Raw genomic sequence first — 16,934 nt, 5'->3', positions numbered from 1 at the left:
GCCAGATACTCAGGTGTGTGGCGGATTGTCGCCATCGCTTGGGCCTGTGCGCAGCTTGCTTGCCGCGTGGATGCTGGCCCCGCCACACCTGGCACACTCCCTGCTTTACGGCGCCCCGGGCCACGGCCCAGGCGATCGTGCCCCGATCCCGCAAGACTCCTGCGAACCAGAACAACAACATCCGGGCGTGCACACCGGGGGCAACGACTGCCAGTCCTTCACTTCAATTGGATTGAGCTAATGAAAAAACTCCTGCTGACGCTCCTGTGCCTGGGCGTCATCGGCTGCTCCAAGCCCTCGGAGCCGGAAAAGACCGTCGATGTCCTGCTGATTGGCGGTGGCATCATGAGCGCGAGCCTGGGGACTTACCTCACCGAGCTGGAACCGAACTGGACCGTCGACGTCTACGAGCGCATGGACCGGGTCGCCGAGGAAAGCTCCAACGCCTGGAACAACGCCGGCACCGGGCACTCGGCCTTCTGCGAGCTGAACTACACCAGTGTCGGTGCCGATGGCGGTATCGATATCAGCAAGGCGGTCAACGTCAACGAGCAGTTCGAAGTGTCCAAGCAGTTCTGGGCCTACCAGGTCGAAAAGGGCGTGCTGAACAACCCGCGTTCGTTCATCAACAACGTGCCGCACATGAGCTTCGTCTGGGGTGACGAGAATGTCGCCTTCCTGCACAAGCGCGTCGAAGCCCTGCGCCACAGCTCGCTGTTCCGTGGCATGGAGATCTCCGAGGACCACGAACAGATCCGCAAGTGGGTGCCGCTGGTGATGGAAGGGCGTGACCCGGAGCAGAAGGTCGCCGCCACCCACATGGCGATCGGCACCGACGTGAACTTTGGCGAGATCACCCGCCAGTTGTTCGCCTCGATGACCCGCAATCCCAACGTCAAGCTGCACCTGGGCCATGAGGTGCGCGATATCGTGCGCAACCAGGACGGTAGCTGGAACGTGGTGGTGGCCGACCTGGCCAACGGTGGCAAGCAGACTGTGGTCAAGGCCAAGTTCGTGTTCATCGGTGCCGGAGGCGGCGCGCTCAAGCTGCTGCAGCAGTCCGGTATCCCGGAAGCCGAAGGCTACGCCGGCTTCCCGGTGGGTGGCCAGTTCCTGATGACCGACAACCCGGACCTGGTTGCCCGTCACAAGGCCAAGCTGTACGGCAAGGCTTCGGTCGGCGCGCCACCGATGTCGGTGCCGCACCTCGATACCCGGGTGATCGATGGCAAGGAGGTGCTGCTGTTCGGCCCGTTCGCGACCTTCTCCACCAAGTACCTGAAGAACGGCTCGCTGCTGGACATGTTCGCCTCGCTGAACAGCCACAACATCAGCCCGATGATGCATGCCGGCATCGACAACATCGACCTGAGCACCTACCTGATGGGCCAGTTGATGCTCAGCTTCGACGACCGCATGGCGGCGCTGCGCGAGTACTTCCCCAACGCCAAGAACGAAGACTGGAAACTGCTTCAGGCCGGGCAGCGCGTTCAGGTGATCAAGAAGGACCCTGAGCACGGCGGCGTGCTGCAGTTCGGTACCGAAGTGGTGGCGGCCCAGGACGGCAGCATTGCCGCGCTGCTGGGTGCCTCGCCAGGTGCCTCGACCGCCGCGCCGATCATGCTGAGCGTGCTGGAGAAGACCTTCAAGGATCGGATCAAGACGCCAGAGTGGCAGGCGAAGCTCAAAGAGATCGTGCCAACCTATGGGCGCAAGCTCAACAACGACCTCGAGCTGACCAACAAGACCCGCGAGTGGAGCAGTGCGCGCCTGCAGCTGCTGTACGTGCCGGTATTGCCAGACACGGCCCTCTGACACGTCGTAGGAGCCGGCAAGCCGGCTCCTACGCAATCGTGTTTTTGTGCAGGCAACAAAAAACCCGCTCGAGGCGGGTTTTTTGACGAGATTTGGTCGGAGAGACAGGATTCGAACCTGCGGCCTTCTCGTCCCGAACGAGACGCGCTACCTGGCTGCGCTACACTCCGATGGCCAAAATCGTACTGCATCGCTTTTTCTCACGCAACCCCTTGTTGCAAAAAGGGGTTATGTGAAAAAGCCGTGCCGATCACAGATCCTTGACGGTACGGACCTGGTCCTTGTTGATACGGGTGCGTTTGCCATCGAGCTGTTCGAACTCGTAGAAACCGGAGTCTTCATCGTAGCTGGGGGTATCCACCGCCTGGATCTCGCGGCCATCGTTCAGGGTGATGACGGTGGGCGAAGCGCAGCCGGCAAGGGCGCCGAGGCCCAGGGCGAGCAGGAAGGCGGGAAGGGTCCGTTGGATCATCGTGTATCTCCAGTGCGAGGGTGCTAGATGACATTAAGACGCAGGGCGTCCACGCAAGTTCCTTGAACAGTGCAGCATAGCGCCATCGCACCGGGATTGACCAAGAGCAACGGCGGGGCCGGCGTGTGATATAACAGCGCACATCCCTGTTCCCTGCGACGTACCCTCATGAAAGCCAAGGCAGATACCCCTTTCGTGGCGCTGAACATTGCCGTGCTGACGGTCAGCGACACCCGCACCTTCGACACTGATACCTCCGGCCAGCTGTTCGTCGACCGCCTCACCGCGGCTGGTCACCAGCTCGCCGCGCGCATGCTGCTCAAGGACGACCTGTACAAGATCCGCGCCCAGGTCGCCACCTGGATCGCCGACGAACAGGTCCAGGTGGTGCTGATCACCGGCGGCACCGGGTTTACCGGCCGCGACAGCACGCCGGAAGCCGTGGCTTGTCTGCTGGACAAGCAGGTGGAAGGCTTCGGCGAGCTGTTCCGGCAGATCTCGGTGGCCGATATCGGCACTTCCACCATCCAGTCCCGCGCCCTTGCCGGCTTGGCCAACGGCACCCTGGTGTGCTGCCTGCCGGGTTCGACCAATGCAGTGCGCACCGGTTGGGACGGCATCCTGGCCGAGCAGCTCGACGCGCGTCATCGTCCGTGCAACTTCGTGCCTCACCTGAAGCAGGCAGCGGCCTGCGACAGCCGTGGCTGAGGCCAGGCAGGCCCGGCCACTGATGCCGGTGGAGGAGGCGCTGGAACGTTTGCTGGCGTTGGCCGAGGCCGCGCCGATCCGGCAGACCGAAATGGTCGACCTCGCGGTTGCCGAAGGCCGGGTGTTGGCCCAGGCGCTGGTGGCTGGGCTGGACCTCCCGCCCTGGCCGAACAGCGCCATGGATGGTTATGCCCTGCGCCTCGCGGACTGGCAGGGCGAGCCGCTGCCGGTCAGCCAGCGGATCTTCGCCGGCCATGCGCCGGCACCGCTGCAGCCGGGTACCTGCGCACGGATCTTCACGGGGGCGCCGTTGCCCGAGGGGGCCGACTGCGTCGAGATGCAGGAAAACACCGAGGTGCTCGGGGATGGTCGGGTGCGCTTTCTCGAGTCGTTGGCCGTCGAACAGAATGTGCGCCCCAAGGGGCAGGAAACCCGTGCCGGCGAGCAGGTGATGAGCGCCGGTACCCGGCTGGGGCCGATCCAGTTGGGGTTGGCCGCCACCCTCGGTTTCGCCCGGCTCGAAGTGGTGCGCCGCCCACGGGTGGCCGTGCTGTCGACGGGTGATGAACTGGTCGAGCCTGGTCTGCCGCTTGGTCCGGGGCAGATCTACAACAGCAACCGCAGGCTGCTGGTCAGCTGGTTGCAGCGCCTGGGTTGTGAAGTGCTGGATGCTGGCATCCTTGCCGATGACCTGGTGCGCACCCGCCAGTGCCTGGCCGGCCTCGGCGATGTCGACCTGATCCTTTCCACCGGTGGCGTTTCGGTCGGGGAGGCCGACTACCTGGGCATGGCCCTGCGCGAGGCCGGTGAGCTGGCGTTGTGGAAGCTGGCGATCAAGCCGGGCAAGCCGCTCACCTTCGGGCATTACCAGGGCGTTCCGGTCATTGGCTTGCCGGGCAATCCGGCATCGACCCTGGTCACCTTCGGGTTGCTGACCCGCCCTTATTTGCTGCGCCGTCAGGGTGTAGCCGATGTCACGCCGCTGCGCTTCAGCGTGCCGGCTGGTTTCGACTGGCCCCGGCCGGGCACTCGCCGGGAATACCTGCGGGCGCGTATCGAGGATGGCCGCGTACGCATCTACAAGAATCAGAGTTCAGGCGTGCTGCGCAGTGCCGCCTGGGCCGAGGGCGTGGTGGAAGTCCGCGAGGGCAGTACGCCGCGCCAAGGGGATCCGGTGCCATTCATCCCCTTCAACGAGTTGCTGGGCTAGCCCCACCAAGGGCCGTCGTGCCGGCTGTGGCCTGCTGGGTCAGACGCATGTGCACGTTTTCCAGTTGCTGCGCGGCGACGCTCCAGTCATGGCGTTGGCGGGTGAAATGACGACCCGCCTCGCCCAACTGGGACATGCGCCAGGGTTGGTTGAGCAGTTGGGTGACCAGCAGTGCCAGTTGGCCGCTGTCGTCGCTGCCCAGGTAGTGTTCGCCATTGTTGACCGCCAGCCCTGACACGCCGCTGCTGGTGGTGATCACCGGCAGGCCGGCGGCCATGGCTTCGAGAATCTTCACCTTGGAGCCGCCCGCATGGCGCAGCGGGGCGAAGAACAGTGCCGAGCGCCGTTGCAGTTCACGCAGGTCGGGTCGGTAGCCGACCCACTCGATGCGCGGGTCGTTCCAGTGCAGTTTCCAGCTGGCGGGCAAGGCGTGCCCGGCGATGGCCAGGCGCACCGCCGGGTTGCTCAGCCAGACCTGGGGCAGGATCTCCTCCAGCGCCCACTCGATCGCTTCGAGATTGGCGCCGTATTCGAAATTGCCGACGAACAACAGGCGTTGGCTGTGCAGCGCCGGGCGAATGTCCTGGTAGTGGTCGCAGTCCACACCGCTGACCACCACATTGACCGGGCGCCCGCTGATCTGTCCGATCAGGTTGGCATCGTGGGGGTTGACCGCCACCACCTCGCTGGGCTGGCGCAGCACACGTTGCTCCCAGCGCCGGTAGCGCCAGCGATCGAAAGCGTTGAGTGGACGCAACCACAGGGGCAGGCGGTCATGGCGGACAGCGCCCATCACCGATTCGAGGGTGTGTTCGCTGAGCATGAAGGGTAGTCCACGCGCCTGCAGGGCTTTCTCGAAGGGTTGGAAACTGTAGCTGTGTTCGATCTGCACCACGTCCCAGGGCTCGTCCAGCAGTTGCTCGAATCGGTGGCGCAGGCAGGGTGCGAGGCCATTGATGATCGCCCGCATGGGGTAGTCGATGATGGGCGAGGCGAGCAGGTTCAACGGACTGTGCACGGGGCGTCTGGGTAGCACGATCAGGCGTTCCAGCCAGGGTTCCAGGGCTTCGCGCGCGGCCTCGCCCAGCGGAATTTTCGACTGCACCAGCAAGGTGATCCGGTGACCACGCTGTGCCAGTGCGCGCAGCAGATGGTATTGCCGGGTCTTGCTGCCGCTGGTGGTGGGCCAGGGCAGGTAGGGCAGTGTCCAGAGTATGCGCATGGCCCCGATTCCTCGTTGATGGCCCTGGAAGAAAAAACGCGCCCGAGGGCAGTCAACCGAGAGCGGCTGCCGGGGCGCGTCCATAGATATCAGTAAAGCGCACGATGTCGTCTTCGCCCAGGTACTCGCCGCTTTGCACCTCGATCATCACCAGGTCGATGACGCCGGGGTTGGTCAGGCGGTGCGTGCGGCCAGGCTTGATGAAGGTCGACTCGTTGGTGTCGAGCAGGAATTCGTCCTCGCCATTGGTCACGCAGGCCATGCCGCTGACCACGATCCAGTGCTCGCTGCGGTGGTGGTGCATCTGCAGCGACAGCGATTCGCCCGGGCGCACCATGATGCGCTTGATTTTGAACCTGGCGCCTTCCTCGAGCACGGTGTACAGGCCCCAGGGGCGGTTCACCGAGCGGTGCAGGCGATAGGCGTCATGGCCCTTTTTCTTGAGTTGCTGGGCGATCACCTTGACCTCCTGGCTGCGCGCGGCGTCGGCGATCAGCAGGGCATCGGGGGTGTCGATGACGATCAGGTTGTCCAGGCCCACGGCGCCGACCAGCCGGCGGGGCGAATCGATGTAGCAGTTGCTGACGTCGTGCAGCACGGTCTCGCCGTTGCAGTGGTTGCCCTGGTCGTCGGCGGGGTGCAGTTCGCGCACGGCTTCCCAGCAACCAATATCGCTCCAGCCGATGTCGCAGGGCACCACGGCTACTTGGGTGGAGGGCTCCATCAGGGCGTGGTCGATCGAGATATCCGGCGCCTGTTCGAAACTGACTGGGTCGAGTTCCACTTGCCATTGGCCCGCGCCCTCCTTGAACGCGCTCTGCCCCAGGCATTCGTCGACAGGCTGCAGCACGTGCGGGGCATGTTGACGCAGCGCGTCCAGCAGGCTGCCCGCGCGCAGGCAGAACATGCCGGCGTTCCACAGGTGACGGCCGCCCTGTACGTAGGTTTCGGCGGTGGCGCCGTCGGGTTTCTCGACGAAGCGCGCGACCCGATAACCATCGCCATCGATGGCCTGGCCTCGCTCGATGTAGCCGAAACCGGTTTCGGCCCGGGTCGGCTGTAGCCCGAACGTGGTCAACCAACCCTGCTCGGCCAACCTGCGCGCCTGCGCGACGGCGACCTCGAACGCCGCCTGGTCCTCGACCAAGTGATCGGCGGGCAGTACCAGCAGCAGGCTGTCCTCGCCATACAGGCGCGCGCACTGTACGGCAGCGGCGGCAATCGCTGGCGCCGTGTTGCGGCCGAACGGTTCGAGAATGAAGTCGAGGGCGAGTCGCTGTTGGTTGACCTGGCGGTATTCGTCCTGGGTGCGGAAGAACATCTCTCGGTTGGTTACCGTCAGCACGCGCTCCACGCCGGGCAGGCGGCTGGCGCGGTTGAACGTGTTCTGCAGCAGGCTGACGCCGTCTGGCAGGCGCATGAAAGGTTTGGGCATCGCCTCGCGGGAGACCGGCCACAATCGGGTGCCGGCGCCGCCGGCAATGATGCAAGGGATCAGTACGCTCATAGTCAAAGCCTCGAAATCAGGCGCTGAGGGGCAGCGCGATGAATGAAACACGACCTGTCAGGCATCTGGCAGCAGAAAGTCAATTTAATGACTTTTATGAGCGGCATCATCCGTGAAGGCCAAATATTTGTCGGATGATGCACTCAATGCGTGAGGCTTTCAATGGCAATTGCAGGGCGCCTGATCGTTTTGCTGGCACCGAGGAGTCATTTTCGAATTGCAGTGGTCGAGATAACCACAGGTCTGTTCATGGAGCACGATGATGGGCGAACGCAAGGCAATGCTGATCCTGCATGGCAAGCAGGCCACCAACGACGAGGTGCGCGCCGCGGTCGGCCAGTTGCGCGAGCGTGGCTGGGGGCTGGACGTGCGCCTCACCTGGGAGGCCGGCGATGCCCGGCGCCTGGTGGATGAGGCGCTGGAGCAAGGCTATGGTCGGCTGGTGGCCGGTGGTGGCGACGGCACCCTGCGCGATGTGGCTGAAGCCATGGGGTTTGCCCGTACCCAGGCCAGCCTGGCACTGCTGCCGCTTGGCACTGCCAATGACTTCGCCAGGGCCGCTGGGGTGCCGCTCGAGCCCGCCGCGGCCCTGGCTTTGCTGGAGGCGCCGGCACAATCCATCGACCTGGGGCGGGTGGGGGATCAGTTGTTCCTGAACATGGCGACCGGCGGATTCGGCAGCCAGGTCACGGCCAATACCTCCGAAGACCTGAAAAAGGTGCTTGGGGCTGCAGCTTACCTGTTCATGGGGCTGTCGCGCTTCAGTGAGTTGCAGGCGGCCTCGGTGACGCTGCAGGGGCCAGGGTTCCATTGGCAGGGAGCATTGCTGGCGCTGGGGATCGGCAATGGCCGGCAGGCGGGCGGCGGGCACGTCCTGTGCCCGGATGCCAAGGCCGATGACGGTCTGTTGGATATCGGCATTCTTCCCGCGCCACAGGAAGTGGTAGGGACCTTGCGCGGTTTGCTGGCGGGCGAGGAGTTGTTCGTGCGGGCGCGGCTTCCGTGGGTCGAAATCAAGTGCTCGCAGGGGCTGGATATCAATCTCGATGGCGAGCCGCTGCAAGCCGACAGCCTGCGTTTCGAGGCGCTGCCCAAGGCCTTGCGCCTGCATTTGCCCGCAGGCTCGCCATTGCTCAGTCGTCCAGGCTGATGATCCGCTCGCGCACGGCGAACAGCACGAGGCCTGCCACGTCGTAGATCTGCAGGCGCTTCATGATCTGCGAGCGGTGGGTTTCCACCGTCTTGATCGACAGCCCCAGGCCGCCGGCGATCTCCCGTGTGGACTTGCCGCGCACGATCAGGCGCAGGATTTCCAGCTGGCGCGCGGTCAGGTGCTGGCGGTAGTCGTTGCCACTTTGTGCGCGTATCAGGGCTTGGTTGATCACGGTGTGGGCGATCGCCGGGCTGAGGTAGCGCTCGTCATTACGCAGCGCCGTCAGGGCCTGCTCCAACTCGCTGCCAGTGGTGTCCTTGAGCAGGTAGCCATGGGCGCCACTCTCAAGCGCGCGCATGATCAGGTCCGGGTCGGTGTGCATCGACAGGATCAGGACCTTGCAGGTGCAACCGTTTGCGCGCAGTTGCGTAAGTGCATCGAGCCCGCTGGTCGAGCGCATGGAAATGTCGAGCAGGACGATATCGGGGTTCAGGCGCAGTACATGGTCGAGGAGCTGGTTGCCATCCTCGGCCTCGCCGATCACGGCATATCCGGGGATATCCGATACCAGCGAGCGGACGCCAGCGCGAATCAGGGAGTGGTCGTCCACCAGAAGCAATCTACAGGTCATTGGCGGTGGGGGTCCTGGCGCGTTCCTGGCTGCGGGGCGGCCATGGGAACAGAGCGTTGATCTGGGTGCCCTCGTCGGGCCGGCTGGAAATAGTCAGGCTGCCTTGCAGCGCGGTCGCGCGCTCGAGCATCCCGGCCATGCCGCGCTGCCCGGCTTCGGCGGGGTCTGGCGCAGGCACGAAGCCGCGACCGTCGTCCTGGATGGTCAGGGCGAGTCCGGCTGACGTGCGTTGCAGGCGAATGATCAGGTTGCGGGCGTTGGCGTGGCGCAGGATGTTGGTCACGGCTTCTTGTGTAATGCGGAAGGCCGCCATTGCCACGTCTTCACTGATGCCGCCCAGGCGCTGATTGCACTCAAGGCTCCAGTGCACGTCGCAGTTTTCCAGGGTGCGCAGCAGATGGGCGCGCAGGCTGGCTTCAAGGCCCAGACTGGCCAGTTGCCGGGGGTTGAGAATGGCGGAAACGTCGCGCACGTTGCTCAGCGTATGGTCCAAGGTGCTGCGCAAGGTGCCGCAGTGAGCTTGCAGCTCGGCTGGCACGCGGCGGTGAAGCCAGTCGACTTGAAGTTTGGCGGCGGTCAGCAGTTGGCCGATGTCGTCGTGCAATTCACGGCTCAGGCGTTGCCGTTCGCTTTCCTGCACCTTGAGCATGCGGTCGGCCAGTTCGGCGGGGCGCAAACTGATGGAGCGTGCCCAGTGACGCAAATGCCAACCCACACCGATCATCGCCGCCAATTGCAACAGCAGCAGTTCGGCCGACAGTGGCTGGCCGCGGAGATAGCACAGCAGGTTCGCCATGAGCGAGACCACGCACAGCAGCGAAGTCGCCCATCGGAGCAGGACAGCTCTGGAGCGGCTACGCTGGAGGATCTTCAAGCGTGGAAGCATAGAGAGGGGAGCCACTGAATTATTGCTGTTGGTGGGCATTGCACAGGTCTGGCCAGAGGTTTGGCGTGCCGCTCTCAATCAAGCGCCGAGCACGCGTTCAATCGCCCATTATCCACGGTGCGCATGTTCGAATGTGCGCATGTTAACACTTTGGTCGGGTTTGGTCGCGGGCGGTGCAACTGCTTGAAACCTCTGATTTTCTGGGCTGGCGCCGAGTGCGGGTGTCGAAGGTGCAACTAGCATAGTGCCAGTACCGTTTGCTGCTCCTCTCCTTGAAAGCAACTAAGCGTGCGCCCTGCTAAAAGCACTTGGGGATACTCGTGAAACTTTTACAAGTTGTTTGTGAATGACACCAAGTTGTCGCTCGTTCGGATCTTCAGTGTTCGCAATCCGATGTGGCGCCGATGCCGTCACTACCGAATTCTTGCGTAGGTGGGTGGCTGCAGAAACGACCGACTTCCTGGCACGGTTCGCACAGTTGCGTGGCCGGCTGCCCCAGTGAGGTGGCCAGTTCAGTGAGTAGCAGGTGCTGTTCTTGCATGTCCAGGCCCAACCGGCCTGTGCGTGGGTCGACCAGCTCCAGTTGCCAGGCCAGCAGAGTCAGGCAGGCATCCAGTGCGGGCAGGGCTTCGCCACGCAGGTGTCGTTGACTACACGCTGGCGCGAGCAATTGTTGCAGGGTGCGAGTGTAGTGGGCGATTTCCAGCAATCCGAGCAGGCCAGCTCGACGGGCCAGGAGGTCGAGCGTCTCACCCAGGCATTGGCAGGCATCCGGGTCATTGTCGATCAGCTCCAGGTGCTGCAGGCATTCCTGGGACTTCGTGAGCAGGTCTTGCGCATCCAGCAAAAAGTCCTGCAAGGCTGTGCTGTTCTGGGGCGTGCTGTCCATCATGACGCTCCAGCGTGCAGGGCCGGGGCAAGGGTTGGCCACACCGAGACGATCGCTAGCAAAAGCCTGACTCCGTTCATGCATTGAGAATGGCGTCACATTAATGGCTAATGGATATTGCGAACATCAGGTTGCACCCGATTGCCACTAGGGGTTTCCCTGATGTGGTTTCGACTGGCTCGTTCGATGAGGGAGTAGCAGAGCGGCAGGTGTGGCAGCAGTAAAGCATGATGGTAAAGTGATATCAATCGCCCTGCGCAGCTTTTTCCACCGGGGGTCAAGCTACGCGAGTATCCGCCGATACAAGGTGGATGCAATCATTTTTCCCGACTCAAGCCAGGGGGTTGTCCACATGGCCGGCATTCTCGACACGGTAGACCAACGCACGCAACTGGTAGGTGAGAACCGCCTGGAAATCCTCATGTTCCGCCTGGCGGGTCGGCAGCTGTTCGCCATCAACGTGTTCAAGGTCCAGGAAGTGCTGCAGCTGCCGAAGCTGACCCTGATGCCACAGCGGCACTCCTTCGTCTGTGGCGTGGTCAATCTGCGCGGCCAGACCCTGCCGGTGATCGATCTTTCCCAGGCCATCGGCATGCGCCCGCTGCAGCCCAGCCCCGACAGCACCATCATCGTGACCGAGTACAACCGCTCGGTGCAGGCGTTCCTGGTGGGGGGGGTCGACCGTATCGTCAACATGAACTGGGAATCGATCATGCCGCCGCCGACCAGTGCCGGTCGTCAGCATTACCTCACCGCGATCACCAAGGTCGACGAGAAGCTGGTCGAAATCATCGACGTGGAAAAGGTGCTGGCCGAGATCGTCCCCTACAGCGCCAAGGTTTCCCGTGACAAGCTGGACGATCCGGTGCTGGCACGCGCCCGCGGCCGCGAGGTGCTGCTGGTGGACGACTCCAGCGTGGCCCTGGCGCAGTTGCGCGACACCCTGTCGCAACTGGGCGTCAAGCTGCATGTGGCCAGTGATGGCCTCAAGGCCTTGCGCCTGCTCAAGGGGTGGGCCGACGCGGGTGAGAACGTTTGTGAAAAGCTGCTGATGATTTTCACCGACGCCGAAATGCCCGAGATGGACGGCTATCGCCTGACCACCGAGATCCGCAGTGACCCACGCCTGCGCGGCCTGTATGTGGTGCTGCATACCTCGTTGTCGGGCAGCTTCAACGAGTCCATGGTGAAGAAGGTCGGTTGTGACAACTTCCTCTCCAAGTTCCAGCCTGACCGGCTGGTGGATGTAGTGCGCCAGCGCTTGAGCATGGACAACGTCTCGGCCTGATGCCTGCACGCCTGCGCCGTCCGGTATAAGCTTGGTTTTTTAACGGGCGCAAGGCAGGCAAGGATGATTCTCAGTGCGTTGTATCGCTATCCGGTGAAGTCGGCGCAGGCGCAGAGCCTGCAGGCTTCACCCGTTGGTAACCTGGGGTTGGAGGGCGATCGGCGCTGGATGGTGGTGGAAGCGGAAAACGGCCGCTTCCTCACCCAGCGCGCCTGGCCGCGGCTTGGCCAGGTCAGGGCTCTTCACGCGGTGGATGGCGGGTTACGGCTCGAGACGGCCGGGCTTGCGCCGTTGCAGGTGGCGCAGCCGGCTTCTGATGACACCTTGCGTGGCGTAACGATCTGGCGTGACACCTTGCGCGTGCCCGATGCCGGTGATGCCGCCGCCGCTTGGTTGAGCGAGGTGCTTGGCAAGTCGGTGCGCCTGGTGCATTGCCCCGAACAGCGGGCACGCTACCTGCCCAGCGGTTACGGCTTGAACAGCGACCGTGCGGCCTTTCCCGATGGTTTTCCCCTGTTGCTGATCGGCCAGGCTTCGCTCGATGAGCTGAGTCGGCGCGTCGGGCGGCCCATGGAAATGCTGCGTTTTCGGCCGAACCTTGTTGTCGAGGGTGCAGAGGCTTTCGCCGAAGACGGTTGGAAGCGTATCCGCATCGGCGACATGGCCTTCCGTGTGCTCAAGCCCAGCGTACGCTGCATCCTGACCACGCTGGACCCGGATACCGGGGAGCGCAGCCCGGACCGCGAACCCTTGACCACTCTGAAGACTTTCCGCGAGCGGGAAGGGGATGTGCTGTTCGGCCAGAACCTGGCGGTGGACGGCGAGGGTGAGCTAAAGGTGGGGATGAGTGTTCAGGTCATCGAGTAGATCTGCGCCGTACTTGTAGGGGCGGCTTCAGCCGCGATGCGGACACCGCGGTGCCTGGCACCCGCTTCGCGGGTGATCGCGGCTAAAGCCGCTCCTACAGGGGTCTTGCCAAATCAACTGATCGGTGGCCTGGTCACATATCGTCGAAATACCGCTCATGCCAATCCACCAGCGGCTGCGGTGAATTGAGCTTCTGCCCATAGATGACCGAATACGACAGCACGTTCTGCACGTACTGGCGTGTCTCGTCGAACGGAATCGACTCGACCCATACGTCGAAGCTCAAGTGCTTGGCGCCCTTGAGCCACTGGCGTACCCGGCCCGGGCCGGCGTTGTAGGCGGCCGAGGCCAACACGCGGTTGCCGTTGAACTGGCTGTGCACCTGGCTCAGGTAGGCGGCGCCGAGCTGGATGTTCTTGTCCGGGTTGAACACCTGGGCCGGCGACGCCAGTGGGATGCTGAACTTGCGCGCAGTCTCTTTGGCGGTGGCCGGCATCAGTTGCATCAGGCCGCTTGCGCCTACGCTGGAGCGGGCGTCCTCCATGAAGGCGCTCTCCTGGCGGGTGATGGCGAACACCCAGCTCGAATGCAGGCCGCGGACCTTCGCTTCGCGCACCAGGGTGTCGCGGTGGGCCATCGGGAAACGGATGTCCAGGTCATCCCAGTATTGGGCCTGGCTGATGGTGCGGATGGCCGGGAAGTACCAGCGCATCTCGTAGGCCAGGCGGGCCTGGGCCACCATCTCGTCGCGGTTGAAGTGGCGGCTGACGTGGTACCACTCGCGGCGCCCCTCGACTACCTGGCCACGGGCGTGGAACTCCAGGGCGCGGCGTACGCCGGGCGTGTTGCGGACCTTGTTGATCAGCTGCTGGCTGAGCACCAGCGGCTTGTTGTTCAACTGGTAGGGGGTCTGCGCCCGGTCGGCGGCCAGAAAGCCATAGAAGTCGCGCTCGCGGGCCACGGTCTTGTACAGCAACGGGATCTGCGGGTTGTTCGGTTGCGCCAGCTCCAGGCTACGGGCCTGCCAGTATTTCCAGCGGTTGCTGCTGGCCAGGTCCTGGGGCAGGCGCTTGGTCAGCTCGTAGGCGTCTTCCCAGCGACCCAGGCGCAACAACAGGCGCAGGCGCCATTCGCTGACGGTGTTGTCGCGAAGCTCTGGGTCGTAGCGGGTCATCAGGTCAAGCGCGCGTGGGTCGTAGCGGCGCGCGAGGGTCAGGCCGATCTCGTTGGCGATGGCGACTTTCTCGTCGCGGGAGAAGTGCATGCGCTGGGCATAGTCGTCGAGCAGCGCCATGGCCTGGTCCGGATCCTGGCGGGCCAGACGGCGCAGGCCGAGGCTGACCACGTCGGACATGGCCTCGTTGACGGGGGTGAAGCGCGATGGTTGGTTCAGCAGTTCAGGCTTTTGTGCCACATCGATCAGCAGCTTGCCTTGGGAGGTGAGGGTGGTGAGCGTCTTCGCCAGTTGGTTGGCCAACCCATAGTTGCGCGCCTGGGCGGCAAGTTTCAAGCGTTGCCAGCGTTTAGCCTCGGTCAGTTGGCCTTCGGCGGCCCACATGCCGAACAACGTGTCGCAGGTGGCCGGTTGCGACTTGCCGACGTTCCATAGCTTGTCGGCGGTGGCGAAGCCTTCCGCGCGCAGGCCGTGGGTCAGTTGGTACTGGCCGTTGAGGCAGTCCAGTTCGGTGAAGTTGAGCTTGGGATCGTAGTATTTGACGAAGGTGTTCCACTCGCCGCGCTCGGCCAGCCAGCGCAACCAGCGCAGCTTCATCCAGTTGGCCTGGGGCAGGTCGCCGTGGGCGGCGAGGAAACCTTCGATCTCCTCGTTGCTGGCGGTCTTCAGGCGGGCGGTAAGCTCGTCGTAGGTCAGATAAGGTGTGAGCGGGTAGTCGCGCAGTGCCTGGGCATAGCGCAGGTAAGGGCCTTTGTCGCCCTTGGCCAGGGCGCGCTTGGCCTCGTCGTAGTACTGGCGCTGTTGGGTGATGTCGACGGCCTGTGCGGCACTCGCGGTGGTGGCGGCGAGCAGCAGGCAGGAAGCAAGTTGTAACAGGCGGCTGCGCATGATACGTCCGGGCAGTTGAACCATAAGAGAGTGACGGCGAAGCCAGCACTGTTGGGTATTACTGCCTAGCTTAGCCGTTTGCCGGCAGCGGGTGAAAGCACTGTGCTTGTATCGAGTTGTTATCCGACGTCGTGCCGCCCGTGGCGACTTGCCTGATGCCGCGAGGGGGCAAGTCAGGTAGAATGCGCGCCCGGTTTTTGGAGATGATCATGACCCTGCTCAAATTCAGCGATGTGTCCCTCGCCTTCGGCGCCATGCCGCTGTTGGACAAAGTGTCCTGGCAGATCGCCCGTGGCGAGCGGGTGTGCATCATCGGCCGCAACGGCACGGGCAAGTCGAGCATGCTGCGCCTGGTCAAGGGCGAGCAGAAGCCTGACGATGGCGAGATCTGGCGCGCCCCGGGCCTGAAGATCGGCGAGCTGCCGCAGGAGCTGCCGGTGGCCGACGAACGCAGCGTGTTCGATGTGGTCGCTGCTGGCCTGGATGGAGTCGGCGAGCTGCTGGCTGAATACCATCACCTGAGCCAGAACATCCAGGGCGATGACGACCTCGACAAGCTGATGCACGTCCAGCATGAGCTGGAGGCGCGTGACGGTTGGCGCCTGCAGCAGGTGGTCGAAAGCACCTTGAGCCGCCTGCAGTTGCCCGCCGACAAGACCCTTGCCGAGCTGTCCGGTGGCTGGCGACGCCGTGTGCTGCTGGCCCAGGCGTTGGTGTCCGAGCCCGACCTGCTGCTGCTCGACGAGCCAACCAACCACCTGGACATCGGTGCCATCGCCTGGCTTGAAGAAGCTTTGAGTGGCTTCAACGGCGCCGTGCTGTTCATCACCCACGACCGTTCGTTCCTGCAGAACCTGGCCACGCGCATTCTCGAACTGGATCGCGGCGGGCTGATCGACTGGAACGGCGACTACGCCAGCTTCCTGGTGCACAAGGAAGCCGAGCTGGCCGCCGAAGCGACCGCCAACGCGCTGTTCGACAAGCGTCTGGCGCAGGAAGAAGTGTGGATCCGCCAGGGCATCAAGGCCCGCCGCACCCGTAACGAAGGGCGCGTGCGTGCGCTCAAGGCATTGCGCGTGGAGCGCGGCGAGCGCCGTGAGCGCCAGGGCAAGGCCAATATCCTGATCGAGGTGGCGGACAAGTCCGGCAAGCAGGTGATGGTGCTGGAGGACGTCAGTTTCGCGCACAAGGATGGCCCGAAACTGGTCAAGGACTTCTCCATGGTGCTGCAGCGCGAGGACCGTATCGGCCTGCTCGGTGCCAACGGTACCGGCAAGACCACCCTGCTCAAGCTGATGCTGGGTGACCTGGAACCGACGTCCGGCAAGGTCGAGCGTGGCACCAAGCTGGAAGTCGCCTACTTCGACCAGATGCGCCACCAGCTCGACCTGGAAAAGACCGTTATCGACAACCTGGCCGAAGGTCGCGATTTCATCGAGATCGATGGCCAGAACCGCCACGTGCTCAGTTACCTCGGCGACTTCCTGTTCAGCCCCCAGCGTGCCCGCACGCCGGTCAAGGCGCTGTCGGGTGGTGAGCGTGCGCGCCTGTTGCTGGCCAAGCTGTTCAGCAAGCCGGCCAACCTGCTGGTGCTGGACGAGCCGACCAACGACCTGGACGTGGAAACCCTCGAACTGCTCGAGGAGGTGCTGTCGAACTACAAGGGCACCGTGCTGATGGTCAGCCACGACCGTGCCTTCCTCGACAACGTGGTCACCAGCACCTTGGTATTCGAGGGTGAAGGGCGAGTACGCGAGTACGTCGGTGGTTACGAGGACTGGATCCGCCAGGGTGGTTCGCCGAAGCTGCTGGGGGTGACCGAGAGCAAGGGCGGCAAGTCCGAGCTCAACAGCGCCGTGGTGGAAAAGCAAGTGGAGCAGCAGGCGCCTGCGCCGGCCGCCGCGCCAGCCGCCGATGCCAGCAAGAAGAAGCTCAGCTACAAGCTGCAGCGTGAGCTGGAAGCGCTGCCTGGGCAGATCGATGCGGTAGAGCAGAAGATGGCCACGGTGCAGGAAGAGATCAATGCTTCGGGCTTCTATCAGCGCCCGATCGGCGAGACTTCGGCGGTGCTGGCCAAGCTTGAGACGCTGCAGGGCGAACTGGATACGCTGGTGGAGCGTTGGGCCGAGCTCGAAGGCTGAGTCATGTTATCGGCCAGTTCGCCGGCAAGCCGGCTCTTACGGGATATGTGTAGGAGTCGGCTTGCCGGCGAACAGGTCGGCGA

14 protein-coding genes and 1 tRNA gene are annotated in these 16,934 nt (G+C 63.7%); 7 read left to right on the top strand and 8 right to left on the bottom strand.

Annotated elements, in window-relative coordinates; all coding sequences use genetic code 11:
* Positions 1 to 240: 240 nt before the first annotated feature.
* Positions 241 to 1,815 (top strand): malate dehydrogenase (quinone), encoded by a 1,575-nt coding sequence (mqo, locus tag JYG34_RS17800; protein WP_213657671.1) that lies wholly within the window; start codon positions 241 to 243, stop codon positions 1,813 to 1,815.
* Positions 1,816 to 1,908: 93 nt separating this feature from the next.
* Here mqo and JYG34_RS17795 read toward each other — a convergent pair.
* Positions 1,909 to 1,985: transfer RNA gene (locus JYG34_RS17795), tRNA-Pro, on the bottom strand.
* Positions 1,986 to 2,065: 80 nt separating this feature from the next.
* On the bottom strand, positions 2,066 to 2,287 hold the full coding sequence (locus JYG34_RS17790; RefSeq protein WP_213657670.1) for a YgdI/YgdR family lipoprotein: 222 nt from the start codon (positions 2,285 to 2,287) through the stop codon (positions 2,066 to 2,068).
* 168 nt (positions 2,288 to 2,455) lie between these two features.
* Here JYG34_RS17790 and moaB point away from each other — a divergent pair, with 168 nt between their 5' ends.
* A complete protein-coding gene (gene moaB, locus JYG34_RS17785; protein WP_213657669.1) occupies positions 2,456 to 2,995 on the top strand; it encodes a molybdenum cofactor biosynthesis protein B in 540 nt (179 codons plus the stop codon).
* Positions 2,996 to 3,017: 22 nt separating this feature from the next.
* A complete protein-coding gene (locus JYG34_RS17780) occupies positions 3,018 to 4,205 on the top strand; it encodes a molybdopterin molybdotransferase MoeA (protein ID WP_213661212.1) in 1,188 nt (395 codons plus the stop codon).
* Here JYG34_RS17780 and JYG34_RS17775 read toward each other — a convergent pair.
* Positions 4,186 to 5,427 carry a glycosyltransferase family 4 protein gene (locus tag JYG34_RS17775; protein ID WP_213657668.1) on the bottom strand — a complete coding sequence of 414 codons (1,242 nt, stop codon included), beginning with the start codon at positions 5,425 to 5,427 and terminating at the stop codon, positions 4,186 to 4,188. The two genes, JYG34_RS17780 and JYG34_RS17775, sit on opposite strands and share 20 nt — an antisense overlap.
* Positions 5,428 to 5,479: 52 nt before the next feature.
* The gene (locus JYG34_RS17770) at positions 5,480 to 6,934 is read right to left on the bottom strand and encodes a mannose-1-phosphate guanylyltransferase/mannose-6-phosphate isomerase (RefSeq protein ID WP_213657667.1); all 1,455 of its coding nucleotides are present in this window, start codon (positions 6,932 to 6,934) and stop codon (positions 5,480 to 5,482) included.
* A gap of 262 nt (positions 6,935 to 7,196) precedes the next feature.
* Between JYG34_RS17770 and yegS the strand changes: the two genes are divergently transcribed.
* Entirely contained in the window at positions 7,197 to 8,084 is an 888-nt protein-coding gene (yegS, locus tag JYG34_RS17765; RefSeq protein WP_213657666.1) for a lipid kinase YegS, read from the top strand.
* On the opposite strand, the gene JYG34_RS17760 is transcribed toward yegS, so the two are convergent.
* From JYG34_RS17760 to JYG34_RS17750, 3 genes are all read right to left on the bottom strand, one after another.
* A complete protein-coding gene (locus tag JYG34_RS17760) occupies positions 8,068 to 8,718 on the bottom strand; it encodes a response regulator (protein ID WP_011534835.1) in 651 nt (216 codons plus the stop codon). The two genes, yegS and JYG34_RS17760, sit on opposite strands and share 17 nt — an antisense overlap.
* Positions 8,708 to 9,604 (bottom strand): sensor histidine kinase, encoded by an 897-nt coding sequence (locus JYG34_RS17755; protein ID WP_213657665.1) that lies wholly within the window; start codon positions 9,602 to 9,604, stop codon positions 8,708 to 8,710. The genes JYG34_RS17760 and JYG34_RS17755 overlap by 11 nt, the downstream gene beginning before the upstream one ends.
* 376 nt (positions 9,605 to 9,980) lie before the next feature.
* On the bottom strand, positions 9,981 to 10,493 hold the full coding sequence (locus JYG34_RS17750; RefSeq protein WP_213657664.1) for a histidine kinase: 513 nt from the start codon (positions 10,491 to 10,493) through the stop codon (positions 9,981 to 9,983).
* A gap of 352 nt (positions 10,494 to 10,845) precedes the next feature.
* Here JYG34_RS17750 and JYG34_RS17745 point away from each other — a divergent pair, with 352 nt between their 5' ends.
* Both JYG34_RS17745 and JYG34_RS17740 read left to right on the top strand, forming a co-directional pair.
* Positions 10,846 to 11,781, top strand: a complete 936-nt coding sequence (locus JYG34_RS17745; RefSeq protein WP_011534831.1) for a chemotaxis protein CheV — start codon at positions 10,846 to 10,848, stop codon at positions 11,779 to 11,781.
* A gap of 63 nt (positions 11,782 to 11,844) precedes the next feature.
* Entirely contained in the window at positions 11,845 to 12,648 is an 804-nt protein-coding gene (locus JYG34_RS17740; protein ID WP_213657663.1) for an MOSC domain-containing protein, read from the top strand.
* A gap of 133 nt (positions 12,649 to 12,781) precedes the next feature.
* Here the strand turns inward: JYG34_RS17740 and JYG34_RS17735 are convergent, their stop codons facing one another.
* Positions 12,782 to 14,710, bottom strand: coding sequence for a transglycosylase SLT domain-containing protein (locus JYG34_RS17735; protein ID WP_213657662.1), 1,929 nt, complete (start codon positions 14,708 to 14,710; stop codon positions 12,782 to 12,784).
* A gap of 209 nt (positions 14,711 to 14,919) precedes the next feature.
* On the opposite strand from JYG34_RS17735, the gene JYG34_RS17730 reads away from it, so the two are divergent.
* Entirely contained in the window at positions 14,920 to 16,851 is a 1,932-nt protein-coding gene (locus tag JYG34_RS17730; protein WP_213657661.1) for an ATP-binding cassette domain-containing protein, read from the top strand.
* The last annotated feature ends 83 nt before the right edge of the window (positions 16,852 to 16,934 follow it).

Origin of the sequence: Pseudomonas entomophila, from assembly GCF_018417595.1 — a bacterium.
In the GTDB taxonomy this organism is placed as follows: Bacteria; Pseudomonadota; Gammaproteobacteria; order Pseudomonadales; family Pseudomonadaceae; genus Aquipseudomonas; species Aquipseudomonas entomophila_C.
The sequence above is the reverse complement of the archived record's forward strand: the minus strand, read 5'-3'. Positions and strand labels throughout refer to the sequence as shown.